This window comes from Orrella dioscoreae (genome assembly GCF_900089455.2).
Taxonomy (GTDB): Bacteria; Pseudomonadota; Gammaproteobacteria; order Burkholderiales; family Burkholderiaceae_B; genus Orrella; species Orrella dioscoreae.
The window spans coordinates 3,842,007-3,866,453 of the sequence record NZ_LT907988.1 but is presented as its reverse complement, the minus strand read 5'-3'; the positions used below and the strand labels follow the sequence as shown (position 1 = coordinate 3,866,453).

Annotated in this window: 18 protein-coding genes; 9 read left to right on the top strand and 9 right to left on the bottom strand. The window is 68.1% G+C overall.

Annotated features, from left to right (window positions below; all coding sequences use genetic code 11):
- Positions 1–257 precede the first annotated feature (257 nt).
- The gene (locus ODI_RS17890) at positions 258–1,142 is read right to left on the bottom strand and encodes a LysR substrate-binding domain-containing protein (protein ID WP_067748706.1); all 885 of its coding nucleotides are present in this window, start codon (positions 1,140–1,142) and stop codon (positions 258–260) included.
- 154 nt (positions 1,143–1,296) lie between these two features.
- On the opposite strand from ODI_RS17890, the gene ydiJ reads away from it, so the two are divergent.
- From ydiJ to ODI_RS22360, 7 genes are all read left to right on the top strand, one after another.
- A complete protein-coding gene (ydiJ, locus tag ODI_RS17885) occupies positions 1,297–4,344 on the top strand; it encodes a D-2-hydroxyglutarate dehydrogenase YdiJ (protein ID WP_408635954.1) in 3,048 nt (1,015 codons plus the stop codon).
- A 116-nt stretch (positions 4,345–4,460) separates the two neighbouring features.
- A complete protein-coding gene (locus ODI_RS17880; protein WP_067748709.1) occupies positions 4,461–5,465 on the top strand; it encodes a ligase-associated DNA damage response exonuclease in 1,005 nt (334 codons plus the stop codon).
- A gap of 15 nt (positions 5,466–5,480) precedes the next feature.
- Entirely contained in the window at positions 5,481–7,085 is a 1,605-nt protein-coding gene (locus tag ODI_RS17875) for an ATP-dependent DNA ligase (RefSeq protein ID WP_067748712.1), read from the top strand.
- Positions 7,082–9,568: a ligase-associated DNA damage response DEXH box helicase gene (locus ODI_RS17870; RefSeq protein WP_082985108.1), complete on the top strand. Its 2,487-nt coding sequence runs from the start codon at positions 7,082–7,084 to the stop codon at positions 9,566–9,568. The genes ODI_RS17875 and ODI_RS17870 overlap by 4 nt, the downstream gene beginning before the upstream one ends.
- On the top strand, positions 9,552–10,217 hold the full coding sequence (pdeM, locus tag ODI_RS17865; RefSeq protein WP_067748715.1) for a ligase-associated DNA damage response endonuclease PdeM: 666 nt from the start codon (positions 9,552–9,554) through the stop codon (positions 10,215–10,217). Before ODI_RS17870 ends, pdeM begins: the two co-directional genes overlap by 17 nt.
- An 85-nt stretch (positions 10,218–10,302) precedes the next feature.
- The gene (locus ODI_RS17860; RefSeq protein WP_067748718.1) at positions 10,303–11,037 is read left to right on the top strand and encodes an ABC transporter substrate-binding protein; all 735 of its coding nucleotides are present in this window, start codon (positions 10,303–10,305) and stop codon (positions 11,035–11,037) included.
- A gap of 154 nt (positions 11,038–11,191) precedes the next feature.
- A complete protein-coding gene (locus ODI_RS22360; RefSeq protein ID WP_157929783.1) occupies positions 11,192–12,382 on the top strand; it encodes a hypothetical protein in 1,191 nt (396 codons plus the stop codon).
- Positions 12,383–12,527: 145 nt separating this feature from the next.
- Here ODI_RS22360 and ODI_RS17850 read toward each other — a convergent pair whose 3' ends face one another.
- From ODI_RS17850 to ODI_RS17820, 7 genes are all read right to left on the bottom strand, one after another.
- On the bottom strand, positions 12,528–13,439 hold the full coding sequence (locus ODI_RS17850; RefSeq protein WP_067748724.1) for a DMT family transporter: 912 nt from the start codon (positions 13,437–13,439) through the stop codon (positions 12,528–12,530).
- Between the two features lie 83 nt (positions 13,440–13,522).
- The gene (locus ODI_RS17845; RefSeq protein ID WP_067748727.1) at positions 13,523–16,021 is read right to left on the bottom strand and encodes a TonB-dependent siderophore receptor; all 2,499 of its coding nucleotides are present in this window, start codon (positions 16,019–16,021) and stop codon (positions 13,523–13,525) included.
- A 114-nt stretch (positions 16,022–16,135) separates the two neighbouring features.
- Positions 16,136–17,122 carry a FecR domain-containing protein gene (locus tag ODI_RS17840; RefSeq protein ID WP_074046751.1) on the bottom strand — a complete coding sequence of 329 codons (987 nt, stop codon included), beginning with the start codon at positions 17,120–17,122 and terminating at the stop codon, positions 16,136–16,138.
- Positions 17,119–17,658 (bottom strand): sigma-70 family RNA polymerase sigma factor, encoded by a 540-nt coding sequence (locus tag ODI_RS17835; protein WP_067748730.1) that lies wholly within the window; start codon positions 17,656–17,658, stop codon positions 17,119–17,121. The genes ODI_RS17840 and ODI_RS17835 overlap by 4 nt, the downstream gene beginning before the upstream one ends.
- Before the next feature lie 134 nt (positions 17,659–17,792).
- On the bottom strand, positions 17,793–20,201 hold the full coding sequence (locus tag ODI_RS17830) for a TonB-dependent siderophore receptor (RefSeq protein WP_067748733.1): 2,409 nt from the start codon (positions 20,199–20,201) through the stop codon (positions 17,793–17,795).
- 102 nt (positions 20,202–20,303) lie between these two features.
- A complete protein-coding gene (locus ODI_RS17825) occupies positions 20,304–21,275 on the bottom strand; it encodes a DUF4880 domain-containing protein (protein WP_067748736.1) in 972 nt (323 codons plus the stop codon).
- On the bottom strand, positions 21,272–21,778 hold the full coding sequence (locus ODI_RS17820) for a sigma-70 family RNA polymerase sigma factor (protein WP_098020936.1): 507 nt from the start codon (positions 21,776–21,778) through the stop codon (positions 21,272–21,274). Before ODI_RS17820 ends, ODI_RS17825 begins: the two co-directional genes overlap by 4 nt.
- Before the next feature lie 25 nt (positions 21,779–21,803).
- Between ODI_RS17820 and ODI_RS17815 the strand changes: the two genes are divergently transcribed.
- Both ODI_RS17815 and ODI_RS17810 read left to right on the top strand, forming a co-directional pair.
- The gene (locus ODI_RS17815; protein ID WP_067748742.1) at positions 21,804–22,097 is read left to right on the top strand and encodes a hypothetical protein; all 294 of its coding nucleotides are present in this window, start codon (positions 21,804–21,806) and stop codon (positions 22,095–22,097) included.
- Between the two features lie 70 nt (positions 22,098–22,167).
- The gene (locus tag ODI_RS17810; protein WP_231968086.1) at positions 22,168–23,451 is read left to right on the top strand and encodes an MFS transporter; all 1,284 of its coding nucleotides are present in this window, start codon (positions 22,168–22,170) and stop codon (positions 23,449–23,451) included.
- A 23-nt stretch (positions 23,452–23,474) separates the two neighbouring features.
- Here ODI_RS17810 and ODI_RS17805 read toward each other — a convergent pair whose 3' ends face one another.
- Positions 23,475–24,416 carry an AEC family transporter gene (locus tag ODI_RS17805; RefSeq protein ID WP_067748745.1) on the bottom strand — a complete coding sequence of 314 codons (942 nt, stop codon included), beginning with the start codon at positions 24,414–24,416 and terminating at the stop codon, positions 23,475–23,477.
- Positions 24,417–24,447 lie beyond the last annotated feature (31 nt).

The following is a 24,447-nucleotide window of genomic DNA, read 5'->3' as shown; positions in this document are numbered from 1 at the left end:
GAAACGCCAAGCCGGGCGGCTCCATTGGCGGATCGCCGGCAGAAGGGCCGGGAAGGGGGGCGGTCGAGGCTTGCATCGTTATCCGGCAAGAATGGCGCAAGCAGCATGCCTGCGTGAGGATTGCCCCCAGCTTGCCAGCCCAGGGGCCGGCTGTCCCTCGGGCAATCGTTACGAAAATCAAGCCGCGCGCGGGGCGTCCTCCGTGGCGATGGATTTATCGATACATCGACTACATCTTGGCGAAGCGCCGGCGGCTGTCAGCACGCCGCCAGCAGCCATTCCTTGAACGCCGCCAGCGCGGGCAGGCTTTCGTTGCGCGGCGGATAGATCAGGTAATACCCCCGCTGGCTGGCGATGGCCTCGCTGACCGCGACCAGGTCGCCGCGCTGCAACTCGTCCTCCACCAGCGCCTTGGGGACCAGCCCGACGCCCATGCCGGCGCGCACCGCCTGGATGAGATGGGAGGTCAGTTCGAAGCTGGGGCCCACCCGCATCTGGCGGTGGTCCAGGCCGTGCACGGAAAACCACTCCGCCCACGCCTGCGGATTGCTGGCCACGGTCAGCAGCGTCTGGCCGGCTGCCCAGGCGGGCTCGGGCGCCAGCCCGGCGGGCGTGGCGGCCGGGCTGGCGATGGCGATCAGGAACTCGTTGTAGAGCCGGTGCGACGCCAAGCCAGGCCAATCGTCGGTGCCCACCGTGATGGCGGCATCGATCTCGCCCGAGTTGAAATCGATGGGGCCGATCCGTGAATGCAGGTGCACGGTGGCGCCGGGGTGGGCCTCATAGAAGCCGTGCAGCCGGGGCAGCAGCCATTTGGACCCGAAGGTGGGCAAGGTCGCCAGTTGCAGGGCGCCCACGCCGGCCTGGTGCGACATGGCCTGCAGCGTGGCGCTGCGGATGCGGCCCAGCGCGGCGCTCAGTTCCAGGAAATAACGCCGCCCGCCGCCGGTCAGCCGAACAGAGCGGCCTTCACGGCGGAACAGGCTGATGCCCAGCTGCGTTTCCAGTGTCTGCACCTGACGGCTCACGGCGCTCTGGCTCAGTGACAGCTCTTCGGCCGCGCGGGTGTAGCTTTCGTGGCGCGCGGCGGCCTCGAAGACCAGCAGCAGGGACATGGAAGGCGTCAGGCGTCGGTAATTCATGAGTTTTATGCACTATTCCGTGGGGAAATATCCGTTTGTGCTGCCCCTGTTGTAGCGGGATACTTCCAGTCTAGCCTGGGAATCCCTGATCCATGCATGCCATGCAAGGTTTTTCCGGGGCGCTACCCTGCTTCCCTTCCTGCCCGCCTTGTCCATCATGATCGAATCGCTACCGTCGCCCACCCATGCCCTCCTGCCTCAGTACCAGGCCTTCCTGGCCGCCGTCGCCGCGGCGGGGTTCGAGGGGGACATCTGCGCCGACTACGCCAACCGCACGGTGCTGGCGACCGACAACTCCATCTACCAGCGCCTGCCGCAGGCCGTGCTGTACCCGAAGCATGCAGAGGACGTGCAGGTGCTGGCCAGGTTGCTGGACGATCCCGCGCACCGCGAGGTGGCGGTGACGCCGCGCGGCGGCGGCACGGGCACCAACGGCCAGTCGCTGACCGACGGCCTGGTGGTCGATCTGTCGCGCCACATGAACGGCATCCTGGAGATCAACGTCGAGGAAGGCTGGGTGCGCGCGCAGGCGGGTGTGGTGAAGGACCAGCTGAACGCGGCGTTGCTGCCGCACGGTCTTTTCTTCGCGCCCGAACTGTCCACGTCCAATCGCGCCACGCTGGGCGGCATGATCAACACCGATGCCAGCGGGCAGGGCAGCTGTACCTACGGCAAGACCCGCGATCACGTGCTGGCGCTGGACTTCGTGCTGCTGGGCGGCGAACGGCTGCTCAGCGAGCCGTTGTCCGAAGACGCGCTGGCTCGCCAGTGCGAGCAGCCGGGCCGCATCGGCCAGGTGACCCGCAAGGCGCGCCAGATCATCGACACCCAGGGCGCGCTCATCAAGGCCAAGTTCCCGAAGCTGAACCGCTGCCTGACCGGCTACGACCTGGCCCATCTGCGCGACGATGAAGGCCGCCTGAACCTGAACAGCGTGCTGTGCGGGGCCGAAGGCTCGCTGGGCTTCGTGGTGGAGGCGCGCCTGAACGTGCTGCGCATTCCCAAGTATTCGGTGCTGGTGAACGTGCGCTATGCCAGCTTCATGGACGCCTTGCGCGACGCGCGCGCGCTGATCGCGCATCAGCCGCTCTCCATCGAGACGGTGGATTCCAAGGTGCTGATGCTGGCCATGAACGACTTCGTCTGGAGCAGCGTGGCGGAGTATTTTCCGCAGGACGCCGAGCGCCAGACGCTGGGCATCAACCTGATCGAGTTCAGCGGCGATGACCGCGAGGCGGTCGATGCCAAGGTGCAGGGTTTCATTACCCACCTGCGCGAAGACCTGACGGTGGAGCGCCTGGGCCACACGCTGGCCGTGGGCACGCCCGCGGTCAAGCGGGTGTATGCCATGCGCAAGCGCGCCGTGGGCCTGCTGGGCAATGTCCAGGGCGAAGCCCGGCCGCAGCCTTTCGTGGAAGACACCGCCGTGCCGCCCGAGCACCTGGCTGATTTCATCGCCGAGTTCCGCGCGCTGCTGGACTCCTACGGCCTGCAATACGGCATGTTCGGCCACGTCGATGCCGGCGTGCTGCACGTGCGGCCGGCGCTGGACATGAAGGATCCCAGGCAGGCCGCGCTGGTGCGGCCCATCAGCGATGGCGTGGCGGCGCTCACGCAGCGCTATGGCGGCTTGCTGTGGGGCGAGCATGGCAAGGGCGTGCGCTCGGAATATGCGCCGGCCTTCTTCGGCGAACTGTATCCCTCTCTGCAGCAGCTGAAGGCGGCCTTCGATCCGCGCAACCAGTTCAATCCTGGCAAGATCGCCACGCCCGAGCATGCCCGGACCCTGTTGCTGAAGGTGGACGAGGTGCCCACGCGCGGCGAGCAGGACCGCCAGATCGACGAGCGGGTGTGGCAGCACTATGGCGCGGCCATGCATTGCAACGGCAATGGCGCCTGCTACAACTTCGATCCCGACGATGCCATGTGTCCCTCGTGGAAGGCCACGCGCCAGCGCGTGCATTCGCCCAAGGGGCGCGCGTCGCTGATGCGCGAATGGCTGCGCCTGCAGGGCGAGGCGGGCGTCGACGTGCTGAAGGCCGCCGCGCAACGCACGCCGTTCTGGCGCGGTCCGTGGCGCAAGGGCCGTGGCGGCGCGGCGCCCGCGCCGGCCAGCGAGGACTTTTCCCACGAGGTCTATGACGCCATGGCGGGTTGCCTGGCCTGCAAGTCCTGTGCGGGACAGTGCCCCATCAAGGTCAACGTGCCCGATTTCCGCTCGCGCTTCCTGCAGCTGTATCACCAGCGCTACCGCCGTCCAGCGCGCGACTACCTGATCGGGTCGCTGGAGTTCACCATTCCCTGGTTCGCGAAAGTGCCTGCGCTGTACAACGGCGTCATGGGCAGCGGCTGGGCGCGCAAGCTGCTGGCCGAGCGCGTGGGCATGGTCGACAGCCCGATGATCGACCGTGCCGACCTGGCCGCCGTGTTGAAGGCCTGGGAGGTCCAGCCGGCGACCCCCGAGGCCTTGGCCGCGTTGCCTGTTCCCGAGCGCGCACGCAGTGTCGTGCTGGTGCAGGACAGCTTCACCCGTTATTTCGAAACGGCGCAACTGGCCGAGTTCGTGGAGCTGGCCTCGCGGCTGGGCTTCCGCGTCTGGCTGGCGCCGCTGATGCCCAACGGCAAGCCCTTGCATGTGCAAGGCTTCCTGCATGCCTTCGCCAAGGCTGCCATCCGCAATGCGCGCGGCCTGAAGGCCCTGGCCGATACGAACGTGCCGCTGGTCGGGCTGGATCCCGCCATGACGCTGGTCTATCGCCAGGAGTACCTGAAGGTGGACGGCATCGGCGAGGTGCCGCAAGTGGCCTTGCCGCAGGAGTGGCTGCTGGACCGCCTGCCCGCCGACCTGGGCCGGGCGGCCACCGGCAAGCGTTACCGGCTGTTGGCGCATTGCACCGAGAAGACCAACGCGACGGACAGCAGCAGCCAGTGGACGCGGGTGTTCCAGCGTTTCGGGCTGGAATTGAAGGTGCAGGCCACCGGTTGTTGCGGGATGTCGGGCACCTATGGCCATGAAACGCGCAACCAGGAGACCTCGCGCGAGATCTATGCGCAGTCCTGGGAGGCCCAGGTGAACGCCGGCGACGAGCAGGGCGAGGCGCTGGCTACCGGTTATTCCTGCCGCAGCCAGGCCAAGCGGCTGTCGGGGCGCAGCCTGCGGCACCCGATGCAGGCACTGCTGGCGCACGTGCGGGCGGGGTGACTGCCAGGCATTACGACTGGTAGCGTCTGCATGCCTTCCGTACCGGCGGCTCGCGGTATAACCGTCAGACCCTGTCAGCGGCGCACGTCGCGCCGCGCAGCAAGCCGGAGTCCGTCTTGCCCGATCTCGTGCAGCTACGCCCGGAAGGCCTGTATTGCCCGGCCGGGCGTTTTTATATCGATCCCTGGCGTCCCGTGGAGACCGCGGTGCTCACGCACGGCCACGGCGACCACGCCCGCGTGGGCATGGGCCGCTATCACACCAGCGCGGCGGGCCTGCCCATCCTGCAATGGCGGCTGGGCGAACAGGAATACCACGTCCATGACTATGGCGAGGTCTTCACGCTGGGCGGCACGCGCGTGTCCCTGCATCCCGCGGGTCATGTGCTGGGCTCTGCCCAGGTGCGCATCGAGGCCGGCGGCGAGGTGTGGGTGGTGTCCGGCGACTACAAGCGGCAAGCCGATCCCACCTGCGCGCCCTTCGAGGTCGTGCGTTGCGACACCTTCATCACCGAAGCCACCTTTGGCCTGCCCATCTACCGCTGGCCGAGCACGCGCGACGTCGCGCAAGACATCGCGCAATGGCGCGAGCACTGCGCCGCGCGTGGGGTAACGGCGATCCTGTATTGCTATGCGCTGGGCAAGGCGCAGCGTGTGCTGGCGGAGCTGCAGCCTTTCATGGACCGGCCGGTGCTGTTGCATGGCGCCATCGCCGCGGGCGTGGACGTGTATCGCAGCGCGGGGATTGCGTTGTCCGACACCCTGCCGGTCATCGATCCCGAGGGCAAGGCCGCGCGCAAGACCACGGACTTCGCGGGCGAGCTGGTCATCGCGCCGCCGTCCGCGGCCGGCAGTGCGTGGCTGCGGCGCTTCCGTCACGCACAGCACGGCTTCGCGTCCGGCTGGATGCGGCTGCGCGGCAATCGCAGGCGGCGCAACATGGACCGGGGGTTCGTGGTGTCTGATCACGCCGATTGGCCGGGCCTGTTGCAAACGATTCGCGAGACCGGCGCGCGCAGGGTGATCGCCACGCATGGCGATACCGAGGCACTGGTGCGCGTGCTGAACGAGTCCGGCGTGGCGGCGGAGACGCTGCGCACGCAATACGGCGAAGATGATTGAGGAGCGCCCCCAGCCATGAAACGATTCGCGGCGCTCTTCCAGGCACTGGACCGCAGCACGGCCACGCTGGACAAGCGGGCGGCGCTGGTGGCCTATTTCCGCGACGCGCCGCCGCGCGATGCGGCCTGGGCCTTGTATCTGCTGGCGGGCGGCAAGGTGGGTGGCGCCCGCCGCAAGATCGCCGGCACGGGGGAACTGCGCGCCTGGGTGGCGCAGGCGTCGGCCACGCCAGACTGGCTGGTGGACGCCAGCTACGACCAGGTGGGCGACCTGGCCGAGACCCTGGCGCTGCTGGTGCCCGATCCCGAGACGGCGGCGCCCGAGCGCGGGCTGGCCGACTGGATCGAGGAGGTGCTGCTGCCTGTTGCCAACCGCGACGAGCCCGAGCGCCAGGCGGTGATCGTGTCGGCCTGGCTCGGCCTGCCCTTCGATGAGCGCCTGGTCTTCAACAAGCTGCTGACCGGCGCGTTGCGCGTGGGGGTCTCGCAGCGCATGGTGCAGCAGGCCCTGGCCGAGCATTCCGGCGTGCCGATTGCGCGCATCGCCCAGCGGATGCTGGGCACCTGGCAGCCCAGTCCGGATTTCCTGCGCGATCTGTTGAGCGAAAAGGAATTGCCGGGAGACCGCCAGCAGCCCTATCCCTTCTTCCTGGCATCGCCGTTGGAGAACGGGCCTGCGCCGCTGGGGCCGATCGAGGATTGGCAGATCGAGTGGAAGTGGGACGGCATCCGCGCGCAGTTGATCCGCCGACATGGCGAGGTGGCGTTGTGGTCGCGTGGCGAGGAGCGCCTGGACGGACGGTTCCCCGAAGTCGAGACGGCGGCGCTGGCGCTGGGCGTGGATTGCGTGCTGGACGGCGAGCTGCTGGCCTGGCAGGAAGACGCCGCCGACCCCATGCCGTTCGCTGCCTTGCAGACGCGCATCCAGCGGCTGAAACCCGGGCCGAAATGGCTGGCCGAGGCGCCGGTCCGGATGTTGGCGTATGACCTGCTGGAGCTGGAGGGCGAGGACCTGCGCGAGCTGCCCCAGGCCGAGCGCAGGACGCGGCTGGAAGCGCTGCTGCGTGCGCATCCCGATACCCGGATCGTGATGTCGCCCCTGGTGTCGGTGCCCAGTTGGGCGGCGGCGGCCACGCTGCGCGAGGCCTCGCGCGAGCGGGGCGTGGAAGGCTTCATGCTCAAGCGTGCCAGTGCGCCGTACCAAAGCGGCCGCAAGCGCGGCGACTGGTGGAAGTGGAAAGTGGACCCGCTCACCATCGACGCGGTGCTGCTCTATGCGCAATCAGGCCATGGCCGGCGCAGCACGCTGTACACCGACTACACCTTCGGCGTGTGGCAGGGCGATGCGCTGGTCCCCGTGGCCAAGGCGTATTCCGGCCTGGACGACAAGGAAATCCTGGAACTGGACCGCTGGCTGCGGGCCCACACGCGCGAGCGCTTCGGGCCGGTGCGCTCGGTGGAGCCCGTGCAGGTGTTCGAGCTGGGATTCGAAGGCGTGAACCTGTCCAGGCGACACAAGTCCGGCGTGGCGGTGCGTTTTCCGCGCATCCTGCGCTGGCGCCGCGACAAGCCTGCCGCCGAGGCCGATCGACTCGACACGCTGAAGGCGCTGGCGCGATGAATGTTGCCGCGCGCGCCCCGCGCAAGACGGCGGCCAAAGGCCGGGACGCTCCGCTGGTCGCCTGGTTCGCCGCGCAGGGTTGGAAGCCCGCTGCGTTCCAGCGCGAAACCTGGCGCCGCTATCTGGATGGCGAGTCGGGGTTGCTGCATACGCCCACCGGCAGCGGCAAGACGCTGGCGGCTTTCGGCGGCCCCCTGCTGGAGGCCTTGTCGGACCCGGCAGCGCAGCGCCCTGTCACGGGCGAAGGGCCTCGCGTGCTGTGGGTGACGCCCCTGCGCGCCTTGGCGGTGGACACGGCGCGTGCGCTGGGGCAGACCGTGCAAGGTTTGGGCCTGCCATGGACGGTGGCATTGCGCACGGGCGATGCGTCCGCGCGCGACAAGCGGCTGGCGCGCCAGGGCAAGGCCGATGTGCTGGTCATCACGCCGGAGTCGCTGGCCTTGCTGCTGTCCTATGCGGACGCATCGTCGCGCTTCCGCGCCCTGCGTTGCGTGGTGGTGGACGAATGGCACGAATTGCTGGGCAACAAGCGGGGCGTGCTGCTGCAGCTGGGCCTGGCAAGGTTGCGGCGCCTGTCGCCCGGGCATCGGACCTGGGGCCTGTCGGCCACGCTGGGCAACCTGGACGAGGCGCGCGAGGTATTGCTGCCGCAAGCGCCGGACAGCGTGAGCGTTTCGGGCGCCAAGCCGCGCAAGGTCACGATCTCGACCCTGATGCCCGAGCGCGACGGCAGGCTGCCGTGGGCCGGGCACCTGGGCCTGTCCCAGTTGCCACGCGTCTTCAAGCGCCTGTTCGACGTGCGCGCCAGCCTGCTGTTCACCAATACACGGGCGCAGGCGGAGCTGTGGCACCGGGCGCTGGCGTCCATCTGGCCGGAGAGCCCCGCCACGCTGGCGCTGCATCATGGTTCGCTGGACCCCAAGTTGCGGGCATTGGCCGAGCAGGGTTTGCGCGATGGCAGCATGCGCTGCGTCGTCGCCACCTCCAGCCTGGACCTGGGCGTGGATTTCCCCGCCGTGGACCAGGTGTTGCAGGTGGGCAGCCCCAAGGGCGTGGGCAGGCTGTTGCAGCGCGCGGGGCGGGCGAAGCATCGGCCCGGTGAATCGGGCCACGTGATCTGCGTGCCCGCGCAGGCGCTGGAACTCATTGAGTACGCGGCGGCCCGCGCGGCCATCGCGCATGGCGGCATCGAGTCCCGTCCGCCGCCGCGTGGCAGCCTGGACGTGCTGGCCCAGCATGCCGTGACCCTGGCGCTGGGCGGCGGTTTCCAGGCGGATGCCTTGTATGAGGAAGTGCGTGGCACGCATGCCTATGCCGGGCTGGACCGCGCCACCTGGCAGGCGGTGCTGGACTTCATCGTGCAAGGCGGCCAGGCGCTGTCCAACTATCCGGAGTTCCGGCGCGTCGAGATCGACGCCGAGGGTTGCTATCGCGTGCCCGACCGGCGCATCGCGTTGCGGCACCGCCTGTCGATCGGCACCATCACGTCCGACGGTGCCGTGTCGGTGAAATACCTGCGCGGCGGCGGCCTGGGCTCGGTCGAGGAAGGATTCCTGGCGCGCTTGCGGCCCGGCGACCGTTTCCAGTTCGCGGGACGGACGCTGCAGCTGGTCCGCCTGGAAGGCATGACGGCGTATGTGCGCCGCGCCAAGGACGGCGATGGGCCCGTGGCCACGTGGCAGGGCGGCCGCATGCCCTTGTCCACGCAATTGGCGCGCGAGGTGGAGCGGCTGTATGCGCATCCGGGCACGCATCCCGAGATGCGCGCCGTGGCGTCGCTGCTGCGCATCCAGGCAGACGCCAGCGCCTTGCCCGACAGCGGCAGGCTGGTGGCGGAGCGCATCGTCACGCGCAAGGGCATGCACCTGTTCCTGTTTCCCTTCGCGGGACGGGCCGTGCACGAGGCCCTGGCCGCCCTGATGGCCTTGCGCTGGGGCAGGGTCCAGGCCAATACCTTTTCATACACCGTCAACGACTATGGCTTCATGCTGACCTTGGCCGAGACCGCCGAGCTGGATGAGGCGCTGTTGCGCCGACTGATGGATCCGGCCGGGGTCATGGACGACCTGCGCGAAGGCGTCAACCTGGGCGAGCTGGCGCGCCGCCAGTTCCGCGAGATCGCCAGGGTGGCGGGACTGCTGGTGCCCTCGCTGCCGGGCCGCGCGGCGAAGTCGCTGCGGCAGGTGCAGGCGTCCAGCGGCCTGCTCTATGACGTGCTGCGCCGCTATGACCCCGGCCACCTGCTGCTGGCGCAAGCCGAGCGCGAGGTCTTCGAATTCCAGCTGGAAGCGCCACGGTTGCTGGCCGCCTTGCGGGATTGCCAGGGTCGCAGCCTGGCGCTGTGCGAACCGAAGGCCTTGACGCCCTTGTCCTTCCCCTTGTGGACGGAAAGCCTGCGCGGGCAGCTCAGCACCGAGACCTGGCAGACCCGCGTGGCACGGGCGGCGGCGCAACTGCAGAAACGTTATGCACGCCTCGCCTGACCACGCGCTGAGCGTCGTGCTCGCGGGCGAGGCCGTGGTGCTGCTGGGCGAGCGTGCCCTGTACTGGCCAGCGCGGCAGCGCCTCGTCATTGCCGACCTGCACCTGGGCAAGAGCCATGTGTTCCGGCAGGCGGGCATCGCCGTGCCCAGCGGCGCGACGCAGGAGGACCTGCGCCGCCTGGACAGCCTGGTCGGCCTGACACAGGCGCGTGCAGTATGGATCGTCGGCGACCTGCTGCACGGTCCGGCCGAGCGGGCAGCTTGGCGCGATGCCTGGATGGCCTGGCGGCAGGGGCAGGGCAGCCTGGATGTCGCGGTGATCGCAGGCAACCATGACCGTGCACTGGATCCCGAGGCGCTGGGCGTGCGGCAATTGGGCAGCGCCTGCGCGGACGGACCCTTCCTGTTCCGTCACGCGCCAGGTCCCGACCCGCAAGGCCGGCACGTCATCGCGGGCCACGTGCATCCCAAGGCGCGCGTGCCTGGGGTGAAGCGCGCCTGGCCGGTATTCTGGCTGCGGCCGGCCGAGACCGTATTGCCGGCATTTTCCGATTTCACGGGGGGATGGATGGTGGACGTCGGGGCAGGCGACGCGCTGGCAGCCTGCGTGGAAGGCACGGTCGTGCCGCTGCCTGGCCTGCCGGCATGAGCATGCGGGTCACGGGCCGGCGCATTCCCGTTATGCTGCAGGACACGCCCGCCAGTCCTCATCCCCTTCGTGTTGCGAGACGATCATGAGCCATTCCCCGACGCTGTTGAACGCCTTTGCCCCCACCGGCACCTTGCGCGCCTCCATCAATCTGGGCAATCCCATCCTGGCCGGCACCGACCCGGCGACCGGCGAGCCGCGCGGCGTCTCCATCGATCTTGCCCACGAACTGGCGCGGCGCCTGGCGCTGCCGCTGGAACTGGTGGTGTGGGACACCGCCGGCAAGTCGGTGGAGGCGGTGGAACAGGGACAGGCGGATGTCGGTTTCTTCGCCGTCGATCCCAAGCGCGGTGAGCATATCGCGTTCACTGCGCCCTATGTGTTGATCGAGGGCAGCTACCTGGTGAAAGCCGACTCACCGCTACAGGGCAACGATCAGGTGGACCGACCCGGCACGGTGGTGACCGTGGGCAAGGGCAGCGCCTATGACCTCTTCCTGACGCGCGAACTGAAGCACGCCACCATCGAGCGCGCGCCTTCGTCGCCCGCCGTCGTGGCGCATTTCCTGGCGCATGGCCATGACGTGGCGGCCGGCGTGCGGCAACAGCTGCAGATGGGGGTTGCCCAGGCGCCGGGATTGCGGCTGCTGCCCGGGCGCTTCATGGTGATCCAGCAGGCGATGGGGCTGCGGCGGGATCGCGGCGAAGACGCGGCGCGCGAACTGGCTGCGTTCGTGGAGGATATGAAGGCGTCCGGCTTCGTGGCCGAGGCGCTGGCGCGGCATGGGATACAGGGGGCGTCGGTGGCGCCGGAGGCTTGATCGCAGTATTTGCAGCGATCCGGGCCCGTCATGGTCTCGATGATTTCGTATTGGTGATTTAACGGCAATGATCGGCGATTAATTTGGTATTTGGCAGCGTGTTGGACAGGAATAATCGAGTGTTCCTTTTTTTGATACGCGAGTGCCTTTGTCCATGAAGAATCTTGTCGTCATGATGTGGTCGTCAGTCAGTCTCCCACACAGGCCGCTTTGCGGTGCGCTGTGCATGGTCGCAATGTTGTCTGGCTGCGCGCCAGTTGGTCAGTCTGTACGGACGTTGGAGAGAGCGACCTATGACGCAGCTGCCGCGAGAGCCGAGGCGGCCAGGGTCGATCCCGATCCGCTGCGCCAATATTTTCCTGATGCCGCGCCGCCAGTCAGGATGCTGGAAAAAGGTTCTTTACCAAGAAAAAGCGCGGTGGCGGGCTGGTCCCTCTATTTTGTGGATCGGCTTCGAGTGGCGGCAGCCCCAATGTGCGGTGGCGGCGTGCGGCCCTCTAGCAGTCGTGGAGACGCTGAGCAGTACCGTGAAAGCATGGTTTTGCGGAGTGGCAAGAGCGAACTGTTGTACACAAAGGTAGGTTGGGTAGCGCCTTATGCTCAAAATGTGGACGGGGCCCGTGTCGGTGATGTTCGCTTGCATGATTTCGTACTGCCGCATCTGCCGGATGATGAAGCGATGCGGGCACATTTGGCGCGGATGTCCACGTTTGACAAAGAGAAGTTCGAAGGCGTGTTGCGTGACGGCGAGTACGTCATTGTGGAAAGACGTGACGCGACGCTTGGTGTGTGCCGCTTCAACGTAATTATGGTTGAGGATCAACTGTTGAATAACAGGTTGGTAAGGCATCGCGCGGTCTTGCCCAACACGACGACGCTGTTTGAGCGGGTGCTGGACGTCTTTCAGCGTGATGAAGACTTGCAATGGCTGTTCACGCACGAATATGCCGCTGGCATCGTTCCGGTGATGTTCGGTGCACCGGCTGATCCGACGTTGCAAAAGGATTTCTCACTTGCGGTAGAAAAGGCCATTATCCGAATGGCGGGACGCGATGGTGTCGATGGCGAAAAAATTCTCGACAAGGTAATGCCTGATCCGGCGTCGACCTATTACCTGGCTCTCTACATCGGGCACAACGCAACGCTGGTATTCGAAGATTATTTGAGCCAACTGCGCATCAGTGATCAGCACATTCCCTTTGCCACGGCAGCCGATGCCAAGGCCGTCGAGTATCGTGAGCGCTTGCTGCGCCATTGGTGGGATGAGTTACGTGCCCAACATGCTCCGGATGCCTTGATCAGGCCTGACCCGAGGCGATCCATGGCGAGGCTGGACGCACTGTAACGAGCGGATGTCGGGCTGGCTGCCTATTCGGCAGCGTCGACGCACGCGTTCTGGCTGTCTGGCGATCAATGCGTGCGGTGCCTGGCAAGCGGGCTGATAGTCATCCTTCAGTGACCTCGAGCTGCCACGGTAGCCCGTGGGAGCGTCAGGCGGATGCCTGCGCAGGCCGCTTGCGTGTCGGCAGCCTCATCTCGCTGACCAGCACCCCCACCACGATCAACGCACCCCCCAGCAGCGCCGCGGCCGGCAGGCGATCCCCCGCGATCCGTCCCACGATGCCACCCCATACCGGTTCGCTGGCATAGATCACGGTGGCACGCGTGGGCGATACCGCCCGCTGCGCCCAGTTCATGGTCAGCTGGATCAGCACGCTGGCCACGCCCAGGCCCAATGCCGCCAGCACCCACACCCAGGAGAAAGCCGGCACGGATTCGCCCGCGATGGGCATGCACAGCAGCGACAGCAGCCCTGCGGCAAGCAGTTGCACGACAGTGACGCGGCGCGTGTCGACCTTATGGGCGAAATGGCTGATGAGGATGATCTCTGCGGCAATGGCCAGCGCGCCCAGCAGCGTGGCCCATTCGCCGGGGCTCAGGGTGAGGCTGCCCGCCTCGGGACCGGCCAGGAGCAGCAGGCCCGCGAACGCGAAGGCGATGCCCAGCAGGCTCATGAGGCCGGGCGGGCGGCGCAGCAACAGCCACTGCAGCAGCGGCACCAGCGGCACGTACATGGCGGTGATGAAGGCCGATTTGCTGCTGCTGAGCGTCTGCAGGCCATAGGTCTGCAAGCCATAGCCCACGCAGATGCTGGCGCCGATGGCCGTCCCCGCCCAAAGCTCCTGGCGCGTCAGCCCTTTCAGCACGCGCCGGAACACCAGCATGCTGAGCAGGCCCGCCGCCACGAAGCGCACACCCACGAAGAAGAGCGGGCCGCTGTGCCGCATGGCCAGGTGGACGACGAGGAAGGTGGTGCCCCAGATCATGGTCACGCCGATCAGGGCGAGTTCCTGGCGGCTGAGGGAGAAAAGGGGCGGGGAAGAGGGGGCGCTGGGCTGCATGGTGCGCGGGATGATAGGCGAAAGCCGTGCGCCCTGCCGCGGGTCTGCTGCCGGCGGGTCGCCGCCGGCAGCAGACCCTGCGCCTAGAACGCGTAGCGTGCGGTCAGCATCACGTTGCGCGGCTCGCCGAAGAAGTTCGCATCGGTCATCGAGCCGATGCTGGCGTAGTAACGGCGGTCGAAGACATTGTTCAGGTTCAGGTTGAAGTCCAGCTGCCTGGTGGCCGCGAAGCCGGCGTTCAAGCCCACCACGGCATAGCCGCCCTGTTTCACGCCCCAGGGCGTTTCGATGCGGGTCTGCAGGTGCAGCGATCCGCCTACGCGCCACCGGCCGTCATCGACCGGCAGCCGGTAGGTGGTGAAGAGCTTGAAGAGGTGGCGGGGAATGTTGGTGGCGTAGCGCTTGCCGCTGGAAAAGCTGCCAATCGGGTCGTAGCCCGAGGCGTCGCTGCGGCGCTTGGCCGAGGCATAGGTATAGCCCGCCGCCAATTGCCAGCCGGGCAGGATCTCGCCCGAGAGCTCGGTTTCGAACCCCTGGCTGCGCACCAGGCCCGCCGCGCTGTAGCAGCTGCTCAGGCCGTTGCGGCACTGGTCGCTGGGCAACTGGTCGGGCAGGTTCTCCAGGTCGATGCGGAACACGGCGACGCTGGCGTTCAGGCGGCCTTCCAGGTATTCGCCCTTGATGCCGGCCTCGTAGTTGCTGCCCACCTGGGGGGCAAGCAGGTCGCCGCCTGGGCCGCTGTAGTTCTGCGGATTGAAGACGCGGGTCCAGCTGGCATAGACACTGTGCCGGCCGTCCAGGTCGTAGACCACGCCTGCATAGGGCGTGACCTTGCGCGTGACCTTGTAGTTCGATTCGCCATAGGGCCAGTCGCCATCGTATTGGATGGTGTCCAAGGCGTACCAGTCCAGCCGGCTGCCCAGCACGACCGAGAGCGCGTCCGTGGGGCGCAGGCGGGTCATGGCGTAGACGCCAGTCTGTTTCGTTTCCTGCTTGCGTTGCCAGGTGCCGAATTCGGCGACGGTCGGAAGCGGGACGGAGGCGGGGTCCCAGTCCAGCGGGTTGAAGGTGGCCAGCGTGAAGTCGCCGTTGATCGTCGCGCCGCCGCCCTGGTCATGCCACGTCGTGCGCCGATGGCTGGCGCCCAGCACCAGGTCGTGCTCGCGGCCCAGCAGCCGGAATGGCCCGGATAGCGACAGGTCATAGCTTTGCTGGTCGCGGTCGTAGTCGTATCCGCCGCCGCGCAGCGTCATGGAGGGGTTGCCTTGTGCGTCCAGGCTCGACGCGCCCACATAGGTACCCAGCATGTGCATCTGGCTTTGGATCGACGTTGCGGCCAGCTTGGTTTTCCAGCCACCGCCCAACTGATGGTCCAGTGCCCCGAGCAGGGTGACGCTTTCCTTGTCCCAGAACGACCAGGTGGGCGACATGCGGGTGGAGCGGGAGATCGGCAGGAAGGAGCCGTCCGGATACGTGCCCATGCCGTTCCAATCGACCCCCGGATTGTCTTCCTTGCTGTACGAGGCGCCCAGGGTGACTTGCGTGTCGTCGCGGATGTCGGCTTCCAGCACGCCATACAGCAGCGAGCGCTTGTTCCGGTAGTCGTCGATGAAGGAGCGCTTTTCCTGGTGGGCGGCCACGCCGCGCGCGCGCAGGGTGCCCGACGCGTTGAGGGGCCCGCCCGCATCGAGTTCGCCGACGTGGTTGTCCCAACTGCCGGCCGAGGCCGTGGCGCTGCCGCGGAATTCGCGCGTGGGGCGCTTGCGCACCAGGTTGATCGAGCCGCCCGGCGTGCCCGTCCCTTCCATCAGGCCCGAGGCGCCTCGCACGAACTCGACACGGTCATACATGGACATGAGCCCGGTGGACAGCGCCGCTTCCTCGTATTCCAGCGGCAGGCCATCGACCATGACGTTGTTCAGCTGGAAGCCGCGCGAGGTGTAGCGTTCGCGCTCGCCGCCCCATTTGGTCATGGTCAGGCCGGGCGTGGCGGCGACGGCCGCGCCCAGTGTCGATAACCCCTGGTCGCGCAGGCGCTGCTGCGTGATGACGGAAACCGTCTGCGGCGTTTCGCGGGGCGACAGCGCAAGCTTGGTCGCCGTGCCCATGACGGGCGTGGTGTAGGAGCCGGAGCCTTCGGTCACGGCGAAGTCGGGCGCCGTGCCCTGGACGGTGACCGGCGCCAGTTGCGAGGGCTGCGGGGCGGCGGGCGCCGGGCGCAGGATGAAGCCGTCGGGGCGCGGCACGGCTTCCAGGCCGGTGCCGGACAGCAGCGCATCCAGCGCCTGCCGGGGCGTGTACGACCCCTGTAGGCCGGGGCTCTGGCGGTTCCGGGCCAGTTCGCTGGCGCCCGCCACGTAGACGCCGGACTGGTCGACATATCGGGTCAGCGCCGCCGACAGCGGGCCGGCAGGGATGGTGAACGTACGGGCCGCGGCACTGGCCGTGCCTGCCGGTTGGGCCAGGGCCGCAGGCAGATGGGCCAGGGCGAGCGCGGTGGCCAGCGCGGCATGGCGCAACAGGCTGGCGGGGGCAAGGTGCGGCAGGGCGTGCGCGGCGGGGCGGGGGGCGTAGGCGTGCATGGATTCCGGCGATGGATCGATGGGAAAGGAAAGGCTTTCCCTGTAAGTCGGGCAAGGCCGAAAAAACCGGAACCGGGCAAGAAGAAAAAAAGCGGCATGCACCGTCGGGACGGATCAGTGCTTCGCCTCGATGCTGACCCACCAGGGGAAAGGACGGCGCGTCTGGATCGGGACGACGTCGCCCAGCAGCGCCAGTGTCCGGTCCAGATCATGCAGCGGGAAGCCGCCCACGACCCGCAAGTCGGCCACTGCGGGCGACAGGCTGAGATGGCCGTGCCAGTGGAGCGACAGGGTCTCCACCACGTCCGACAACGGGATGTCCCGCGCCAGCAGGATGCCGCGGTGCCAGGCTTCGCGTGCCGGGTCCGCAGGTTCCGTGGCGCCGATCTGGCTGGCGGTGAAGCGCAGTTGGTGCCCGGCTTCGACGACGCTTGGCTCGCTGCCCTGGGCCGGGCTGACCTCGACCGCGCCCTGGTGCACCGCGAGCAGGGTCGACTCGGGGCGGGACCAGACCGTGAATCGCGTCCCCAGCGGGCGCAGCCGGCCATGCGCCGTGTCGACGACGAGGGGGCGGGCCTCGTGGGCAGTGTCCACCAGGATCTCGCCTTTCAGCAGGATCAGGCGCCGCAGGCCGGTGCCGTAGTCCAGGTTCATCGCGCTGCCCGCGTTCAGCCAGACACGGGTGCCATCCGGCAGTGTCGCCTGTCGCGTGCCGCCCGGTTGGCCGCGGTAGTCGGCGGCCAGCGCCAGCACGCCCTCTCGCAGCAAGGGCTGCCGCCATGCCGCCCATCCGCCCACGCCCAGCAGGACCATGGCGGCGATGGTGCGCCGCCGCGTTTTGCGCAAGGCAGCGGGACGGCCCAGGGCCTGGGCAATCTGGGCAGGATCGGCATGGCGCTGCAGCGGTTCGAAGCGCTGGCTGAGGCGGTCTAGGTAACCCCAGGCCTGCCGATGCGAGGGCTCGGCATCCAGCCAGGCGCGCCAGCCGGCGCGCTCCGCGTCGGTGGCATGGCCCGATGCGAGCAGCGCGAACCAGTCGGCGGCCTCTTCCAGTACCGCGTGCGGCGGCAGGCTGGCCGGTGCATGGCCCTTCGCGCTCATTCCGCCGGCGCAGGAGGCGCGGGATGGCGCGCTTCGATCAGCATGCAGTGCAAGGCAGCGCGCGCAACGTGCTTGCGGACCATGCGTTCCGAGATGCCCATGTCCTGCGCGGCCTCCTGCTGGGTCATGCCGCAGGCGGCGGTCAGGATGAAGGCGCGCGCGGTGTTTTCCGGCAGGGCGCGCAGCATGGCGTCGATATCCTGCAGCGCTCGCAGGACGATGACCTGGTCTTCCGCCGAGGGCAGGGTGGCGGGGGGCTGGGCGGCCAACATCTCCAGCCACGCCTGTTCGATCTCCCGGCGGCGCCACAGGTCGACGCAGAGATGGTTGGCCATGCCGCGCAGGTAGGCGCGCGCATGGCCCGTGTCCGAGAACGTCCGGGGGGCTGCCAGCAGGCGCACGAAGGCTTCCTGCGCCAGGTCGGCCGCCTCCCAGGCATTGCCCAGGCGGCGGCGCAGCCAGTCCTGCAGCCAGCGATGGTTGTCGCGATAGACACCTGCGATGTCAGGCGCGCATGCGGTCTTGCCCGCGCTCATGGTCCCAGCCTCCTTGGCCCTGCCGACGCAGCATCGTTTGTCCGGGTAAAAGCAAACGATTCTCGATCAGGGTTGAGGCGGGATTATGCGGCGGGGCTGGCGGGATTGCAATCGCCGGCCCCGGGACGTTCCGCTCAGAACGTGTACTTCGCCGTCAGCAGGAAAGACCGCGGCGCGCCGAAGTGGTTGTTGTCCTGCGTGCTGCCGATGGCCTGGTAGTAGTACTTGTCGAACAGGTTGTAGACGTTCAGGCGCAGGTCCAGGTTGGCACTGGCCTGGTAGGCGACCACGGCATCGAACACGGTGTAGCCAGGCTGGCGGACGCGATACTGGGGGCGGCTGATCGGGCTCTGGGTGCGTGCCGCACCACCGATACGCCAGGCGTTCCAGTCGCCGGGCAGCGTCACCATCGTCGACACCTTGAACAGGTGGCGGGGCGTCTGCGTGTCATAGGGTTGGCCTGCCTGGCCGGCGTCCGAGTCCTTGAGGTACTTCGAGACGTTGTAGGTATAGCCCGCCGTGATCTGCCAGTTGGGCATCAGCGCGCCGGCCAGCTCGAACTCGACGCCCCGGCTGCGCACTTCGCCGGCTTGCGCGTAGCAATCCATCGAAGGATTGGCGCACAGGGCGCGTTCCAGGGCGCTGGGCAGGTTGCGCTGGTTGATCTGGAAGACGGCGGCGCTGGCCGTCAGCCGGCCGTCGTAGTATTCGCCCTTGACGCCTGCCTCCAGGTTGCGGCCCTTGACCGGGTCGAGCAGCGCGCCCGTCGCGGACAGGTATTCCTGGGGCTGGAAGATGCTGGACCAGCTGGCGTAGACCGAGTGACGGCCGTCCAGGTCATAGACGATGCCTGCGTACGGCGTGATCTCGTTGCTGACCTTGTAGCTGTCGTGGCCAACGAAGGCGCCCGAGCGCAGCGTCATCTCGTATTCATAGGTGTCCACGCGCGCGCCCAGCATCAGCGTGAGCGGGTCGGCCAGGCTGAGCCGCGTGGTGGCATAGCCGCTGGCCTGCTTCTGGTGGCCCTTGCGGGACCACGGCATCGTGAACGCCGGCATCGGCACCGCGCTGGAGTCCCAGGCAAGCGGGTCGACGATCTCGTTGTAATCGGTGGGCCAGCCGCCCGGGCCGTCGTCATCCCGGTTCTTGCGCAGGCTTCCTCCCAGCACCAGCTCATGCTGGCGGCCCAGCAACGTGAAGGGGCCGCTCAGGTAGCCGTCCAGGCTGTACTGGGTTTTCTCGTACAGGTACTTGCCGCCGCCCTGGCCGAAGTTCTCGGAATCCTCCAGCGGATAGAGATACGTGCCTAGCATGTCCATGCGCGCTTTCAGCGTGCGGCCGGTCAGCCTGCCGGTCCAGCCGTTGGCGAAGCGATGGTCGACTTCGGCGAAGAGGCTGGTGCTTTCCTTGTCCCAGTAGGCCCAGTCGGGTGTCAGCCGCGTCGATCGGTGGAAACGATAGAAGCTGCCGTCGCGCCGCGTGGGCAGGCCGTTCCAGTCCGCGCCGGGATTGTCCTCGCGGTTGTAGTAGCCGCCGACGCTCAGCGTGGTACGCGTGCCCAGGTCCCACTCCAGGGTGCCGTAGTACAGCTGGCGCTGGTGTTCGTAGGCCTTCTTGAAGGTGTCGCTGTCCTGGTAGGCCACCACCCCGCGCGCACGCACGGTCCCGCTCTGGTTCAGGGCGCCGCCGCCATCGATCTCTCCGCGGTAGTTGTCCCAGCTGCCCAGGCTGGTCGTGACGGAGAACTGCGGCGTTGCACCGGGGCGCTTGCGCACCAGGTTGAGGGTGCCGGAGGGATTGCCGGCGCCGGTCATCAGGCCCGCGGGCCCGCGCAGGATCTCGATGTGGTCGTACATGGCCATGGTGGCCACGCCCTGCGAGTCGTAGTCGTAGGCCAGCGGAACGCCATCGGCCAGGAACGAGGTGATCTCGAAGCCGCGCGTGAAGAACTGGGTGCGCTCGCCGCCGCCGAACTGCCGCGTGGTCAGTCCCGTGGCGTCCCGGGCGACGTCGTCCAGGGTCTGGAATCCGCGGTCCTCGATCTGCTGGCGCGTCACCACGCTGACGGACTGCGGGGTTTCGCGCGCGGTCAGCGGGAGCTTGGTGGCGGTGCCCATGGGGCCGGTCGTGTAGGCGCCGGTGCCTTCGGTGATGTTGCCTGGGAGATTGCCTTCGACCTGCACGGGTGCCAGGGTCGTGGCCGCGCCCTGGTCGGGCAATCGGCGCAGGGTAAGCGTGCCGTCGCCCGCCACGGCAAGTGCCAGCCCGTTGCCGGCCAGCGCCCGGCGGGTCGCTTCTTCCAGGGTCAACAGGCCGGAGATGGCGGGCGCGTCCTTGCCTGCGACCAGGTCGGGCGGATAGGAAATGTAGGCGTCGCTCAGCCGGGCGATCTGGGTCAGCGTGACGGCCAGCGGGCCTGCGGGCAGGTCGTACTGCCGGACGGCCGGGCTGGCCTGGGCATGGACGGACGTGGGCGAGAGAGAGAGCGCGGCGGCGATCGTGGTGGCGAGGATGGCCACGCCGGGGGCCAGGGGCGAATGCATGGGAAAACTCCGTTGGTGCGTCTATGCGTGCGTGAAGACGCTTCCCATGTATGTGTCACGAGGCCGGGAAAAAAACACCGTCCGAGGAAAATAATTGCGCGTCTACGCCTGGCGGGTGGCACGGTCGATCATGACGACCAGTCCGCCATAGCGCGTCACCGTGATCGGCAGGGTGTGGCGCAGGGACGCCAGGGCGCGGTCCGTGTCGTCCAGCGCGTAGAGTCCGGTGACCCGCAACGCGCCGGCTTCGGGCGAGACCCGGAGCCAGCCGGCACGGTAGCGCGACAGCGCTGCCACGACCTGCGCAAGGGGTTCATCGTAAACCTCGAGCTGCCCGTTTCGCCAGGCGGCGGCGTGGGGCTGGGCGGCGCCGACGGCAAGGCCGTGCTGGCCGAACCAGGCGCTTCCGCCCGCCTGGAGCCTGTGCGTCCGGCCCGAAGGCAGGACGATCTCGGTGGCCCCTGCCAAGGCGACGCACAGGGCGCGCGCATCGTCGCAACGCACCATGGCGCTGCCTGACAGGACGCGTGCTTCGCCGTGCACGGTCTGGACACGCAGGGCGGGCGCGCCGGCCAGGTCGGCGGGCGAGAACACACCCGCGCCCGCCTCCAGTTTCACGACGCGCTGCCGGTCCGAGAAGGCTGGCGTGGCGGCGCTGCGGGCATCCAGCTCCATGAGGCTGCCGTCGGGCAGGACGATGCGCCGGCGTTCCCCTGTACGGGTCACGATGCCTGATGCCACGTAGCGCAAGGGCACCAGCCTGTCCGCCCCCACGCCCGCGCCACCGATGACACCCGCGAAGAGCAGCAGGCGTCCCAGCTTGCGCCGCATGGCGTTGCGTGGCCCGACCAGCGATTGGCGCAGCGGGGCGGTGGCCGACAGCAGCCCGGGCTCCAGGCCGAGCAATGCCTTGCCCAGCGCGGCTTCCAGATGCCGCCAGGCCTGCTGGTTCAGCGGCGTGGCCGCCAGCCAGCGCTCGAACGCGCGGCGGTCCGCATCGGTGGCGTCGCCACTCGACAGGCATATCTGCCAGGCGATCGCGGCTTCCCGCGCGGCAACCGCGGTGGGGCTCATGCCTCGAAGGCCTCGCAGCAGCGGCGCAAGGCCTGGGCGATGTACTTGCGTACCATCGTGGGCGATACCTTGATTCGCGCGGCGATGTCCGCGTGCGTCATGCCGTCGAGCTGGCTGTACAGGAACGCCATGCGAGCCTTGCCGGAAAGGCCGTCCAGGACGGCATCCAGGGTCTGCAGCGCCTGCAGGGTCTGGTAGCGGCTTTCGGCCGAAGGCGCGGTGGGCTCGGGCAGCAGGCGCAGCGTGTCGAGCCAGGCCTGCTCCAGCTCTCGTCTGCGCCACAGCCGCCAGGTGATCCGGCGGGCGATGGTCAGCAACATCGCGCGCGGCTCCTGCAGCTGCAGCAGCGCGGGCGCCTGCAGCAGCTGGGTGAAGGTTTCGCTGGCGATGTCCTGGGCGTCTTCGCGGTTGCGCAACCCGTCGCGCAGGCGCAGCTCCAGCCAGGGCTGGTCTGCGCGATAAATGCTGGTGAACCGGGTGTTCCTGGCGAGTTGCGGGTCCACGGCGGAAGAGGGCGTATGGATTTAAATGGGAATCGTTTTCAATTATGCCACGACGCCGGGCGCCTCACCAGGACTCCTCATCCGGCCGCTGCAAATGCGCGGCCAGGTCATCGATGCACGCATGCACGCGTATCCGCCGAAGCGCGATTGCGACGCGCACCGTCGCCCTGACAAGGAGAGGTCCGGCGTGACCCGCGGCGGCGATTACCAGTACGACAACCGTCCCGAGACGCTGACCGCCAGCCATCGCAATGGCTTCTCCAACGAATCCTCGCAGGGGCACCGTCAGATCGGTCTGCGCTGCGCCGCTGGCGCGTAGGGGATTTCGCGGGCGTGCCACGCCACGTTGATACACTGCGCCGCAACCCCTTGTGGACCCAGAGACGACGTTGACGAGCACGCCCATCATTGCGCCGAATTCTCCGTGGCAACTGCGCTACTGGAGCATCTTCATCGGCCAGGCCCTGTCGCTGATCGGGTCGGCATTGACGCAGTTCGTGCTGCTGTGGTGGATCACCGATACGACCGGCAGCGTGGGCGCGCTGGGCACGGCGGGCCTGGCCGCGCTGCTGCCGCAGGCGGTGCTGGGGCCGCTGGGCGGCACGTTCGCCGACCGCTACAGCCGTCGCCTGATCCTCGTCGTTGCGGACGTGATCAGCGCCGCGTGCATGGCCGTGCTGATCGTGCTCTTCCTGACCGACAGCGTGCAGTTGTGGCATCTGTACGTGATGATGGCCATCCGCAGCGCCATGCAGGCCTTCCAGCAGCCGGCCGCCGCGGCCAGCACCGCCATGCTGGTGCCGGGCAGCTTCCTCTCGCGCGCGGCGGGGCTGAACCAATCCCTCTTCGGCATCATGACCGTGGGCGCCGCGCCGCTGGGTGCGCTGGCCATCAGCGTCATGCCCATCGGCTGGGCCTTGAGCATCGACGTGATGACCGCGCTGCTGGGCATCCTGCCGCTATTCTTCTTCGCCATTCCACAGCCCCAGGTCGACCGCGGGCAGCGGCGCAGCCTGTGGCGCGAATTCAAGGAAGGCGTGGACACGGTCTGGCATGATCCGGCGCTGCGCCGCCTGTATGGCCTGTTGACGGCGGCTGTGTTGGTCATCATGCCCTTGTTCACGCTGCTGCCCCTGCTGGTGAAGACGCATTTCGGCGGCGGCGCGCCGCAGGTGGCGCTGGTCGAAAGCCTGGGCGGCGCAGGCATGATCGCCGGCGGGCTGGCGATGGCGGCACTGGCGCCGAGGCGTCGCGTGCGCTGGGTGCTGTGGGGCTTCGCACTGTCGTGCTTCACCCTTGCGCTGACGGCGGCCGCGCCCCGCGACATGTTCTGGCTGGCGGTGTGCTGGTGGGTGGCAAGCTCGGTGGCATATGTGATGGGCAACGCGCCCTTCATGGCGCTGCTGCAGTCGACGGTGCCGAATCAACTGCAGGGCAGGGTGCTGTCGCTGCTGACGACCTTGATGGGGTTCGCCGCGCCGGTGGGACTGGCCATCGCGACGCCGCTGGGCGATGTGCTGGGCGCGCGCTGGCTGTTCGTCGTGCTGGGCACCGTGGGTGGCCTGGTGATGCTGCTGGGGTTCCTGTCGCCGGTGCTGCGGTGTATCGATAGGGCCTCCGCGATGACGTCCGAGACCTCCTCCGTCTTGGACAGGACAGACCGCCCGGCCTAGGGCCTTTTCGCGTTGACAGCACACTAGCTGCCCACCAGCGCCAGCACCAGCGGCAGTGTCGCCACCGACAAGGCCGTGGTGACCAGCACCACGCGGCTCGTCAGCAGCGCCTCGCGCTGGTACAGCTCGGCGATCATGAACGGACCCGTCCCGGTGGGCAGCGCCGCCAGCAGCACCGCGGTGTGCGTGGCCACGGCCGGCAGGCCCAGCAACGGCCCGGCAATGACCCACGTGGCGGCGGGCTGCGCCACCAGCTTCATGCCGATCAGCATGCTGGCCGTGCGCGCCTGCGGGGCCGAGGCCTGCGGGGCGGTGCCGGCCAGGAAAAGACCCAGTGCGATCAGTGCGCAGGGAGAGGCCGCGCCGCCCAGCAGCGACAGGAAGGCGTTGACCTGCGTGGGCAGCGTCCAGCCGGACAGCAGCACCACGGCGCCTGCCACCGGGGCAACCAGCAGCGGATTGCGCGCCAGCGAGAACAGCGTCTTGCGCACGATGTCGCGTCGCCGGGCGCCGCTTTGCCTGGTGGCTTCGATCAGGGTGATGGCGATGGCGAACAGCACGCAGGCCGTCAGGATGGTGGCGACCAGCGTCGGCCCCATGCCGCTTTCGCCGATGAGCGCCAGCACCAGCGGGAAGCCGACGAAACCCGTGTTCGCATAGCTGGCGTTCAGCCCGTCGATGGCCGCGTCGGCCAGCCTGGCGCCCTGGTGGATACGCAACCATAGCGTCAGGCAGAAGACCAGCGCGCACCCCAGCGCGAAAGCCAGGATGAAGCGCGGCTGCCAGACCTGTTCCAGGCTGGCATTGGCCATGATGTCGAAAAGCAGGGCGGGCAGGGCCAGGTAGACCACCAGGCGGTTGACCTCGCGCGTGGCGGCGGGGCCGAGCGCGCCGCTGCGGCGCGCGATCCAGCCGGTGAGAATCAGGGCGAATACCGGCAGGACGACAAGCAGATTGGCAAGCATTTGCAGCAGGATGACGAAAACGGGGGCGCGG

What these genes read in the sequence shown, in the direction of transcription:
- pdeM (WP_067748715.1), top strand. Translation starts at nt 9,552, where the DNA reads ATGCACGCCTCGCCTGACCACGCGCTGAGCGTCGTGCTCGCGGGCGAG.
- ODI_RS17830 (WP_067748733.1), bottom strand. Translation starts at nt 20,201, where the DNA reads ATGCATTCGCCCCTGGCCCCCGGCGTGGCCATCCTCGCCACCACGATC.
- ODI_RS17870 (WP_082985108.1), top strand. Translation starts at nt 7,082, where the DNA reads ATGAATGTTGCCGCGCGCGCCCCGCGCAAGACGGCGGCCAAAGGCCGG.
- ODI_RS17815 (WP_067748742.1), top strand. Translation starts at nt 21,804, where the DNA reads ATGGGAATCGTTTTCAATTATGCCACGACGCCGGGCGCCTCACCAGGA.
- ODI_RS17840 (WP_074046751.1), bottom strand. Translation starts at nt 17,122, where the DNA reads ATGAGCGCGAAGGGCCATGCACCGGCCAGCCTGCCGCCGCACGCGGTA.
- ODI_RS17860 (WP_067748718.1), top strand. Translation starts at nt 10,303, where the DNA reads ATGAGCCATTCCCCGACGCTGTTGAACGCCTTTGCCCCCACCGGCACC.
- ODI_RS17875 (WP_067748712.1), top strand. Translation starts at nt 5,481, where the DNA reads ATGAAACGATTCGCGGCGCTCTTCCAGGCACTGGACCGCAGCACGGCC.
- ODI_RS17825 (WP_067748736.1), bottom strand. Translation starts at nt 21,275, where the DNA reads ATGAGCCCCACCGCGGTTGCCGCGCGGGAAGCCGCGATCGCCTGGCAG.
- ODI_RS17890 (WP_067748706.1), bottom strand. Translation starts at nt 1,142, where the DNA reads ATGAATTACCGACGCCTGACGCCTTCCATGTCCCTGCTGCTGGTCTTC.
- ODI_RS17850 (WP_067748724.1), bottom strand. Translation starts at nt 13,439, where the DNA reads ATGCAGCCCAGCGCCCCCTCTTCCCCGCCCCTTTTCTCCCTCAGCCGC.
- ODI_RS17835 (WP_067748730.1), bottom strand. Translation starts at nt 17,658, where the DNA reads ATGAGCGCGGGCAAGACCGCATGCGCGCCTGACATCGCAGGTGTCTAT.
- ODI_RS17845 (WP_067748727.1), bottom strand. Translation starts at nt 16,021, where the DNA reads ATGCACGCCTACGCCCCCCGCCCCGCCGCGCACGCCCTGCCGCACCTT.
- ODI_RS22360 (WP_157929783.1), top strand. Translation starts at nt 11,192, where the DNA reads ATGAAGAATCTTGTCGTCATGATGTGGTCGTCAGTCAGTCTCCCACAC.
- ODI_RS17805 (WP_067748745.1), bottom strand. Translation starts at nt 24,416, where the DNA reads ATGCTTGCCAATCTGCTTGTCGTCCTGCCGGTATTCGCCCTGATTCTC.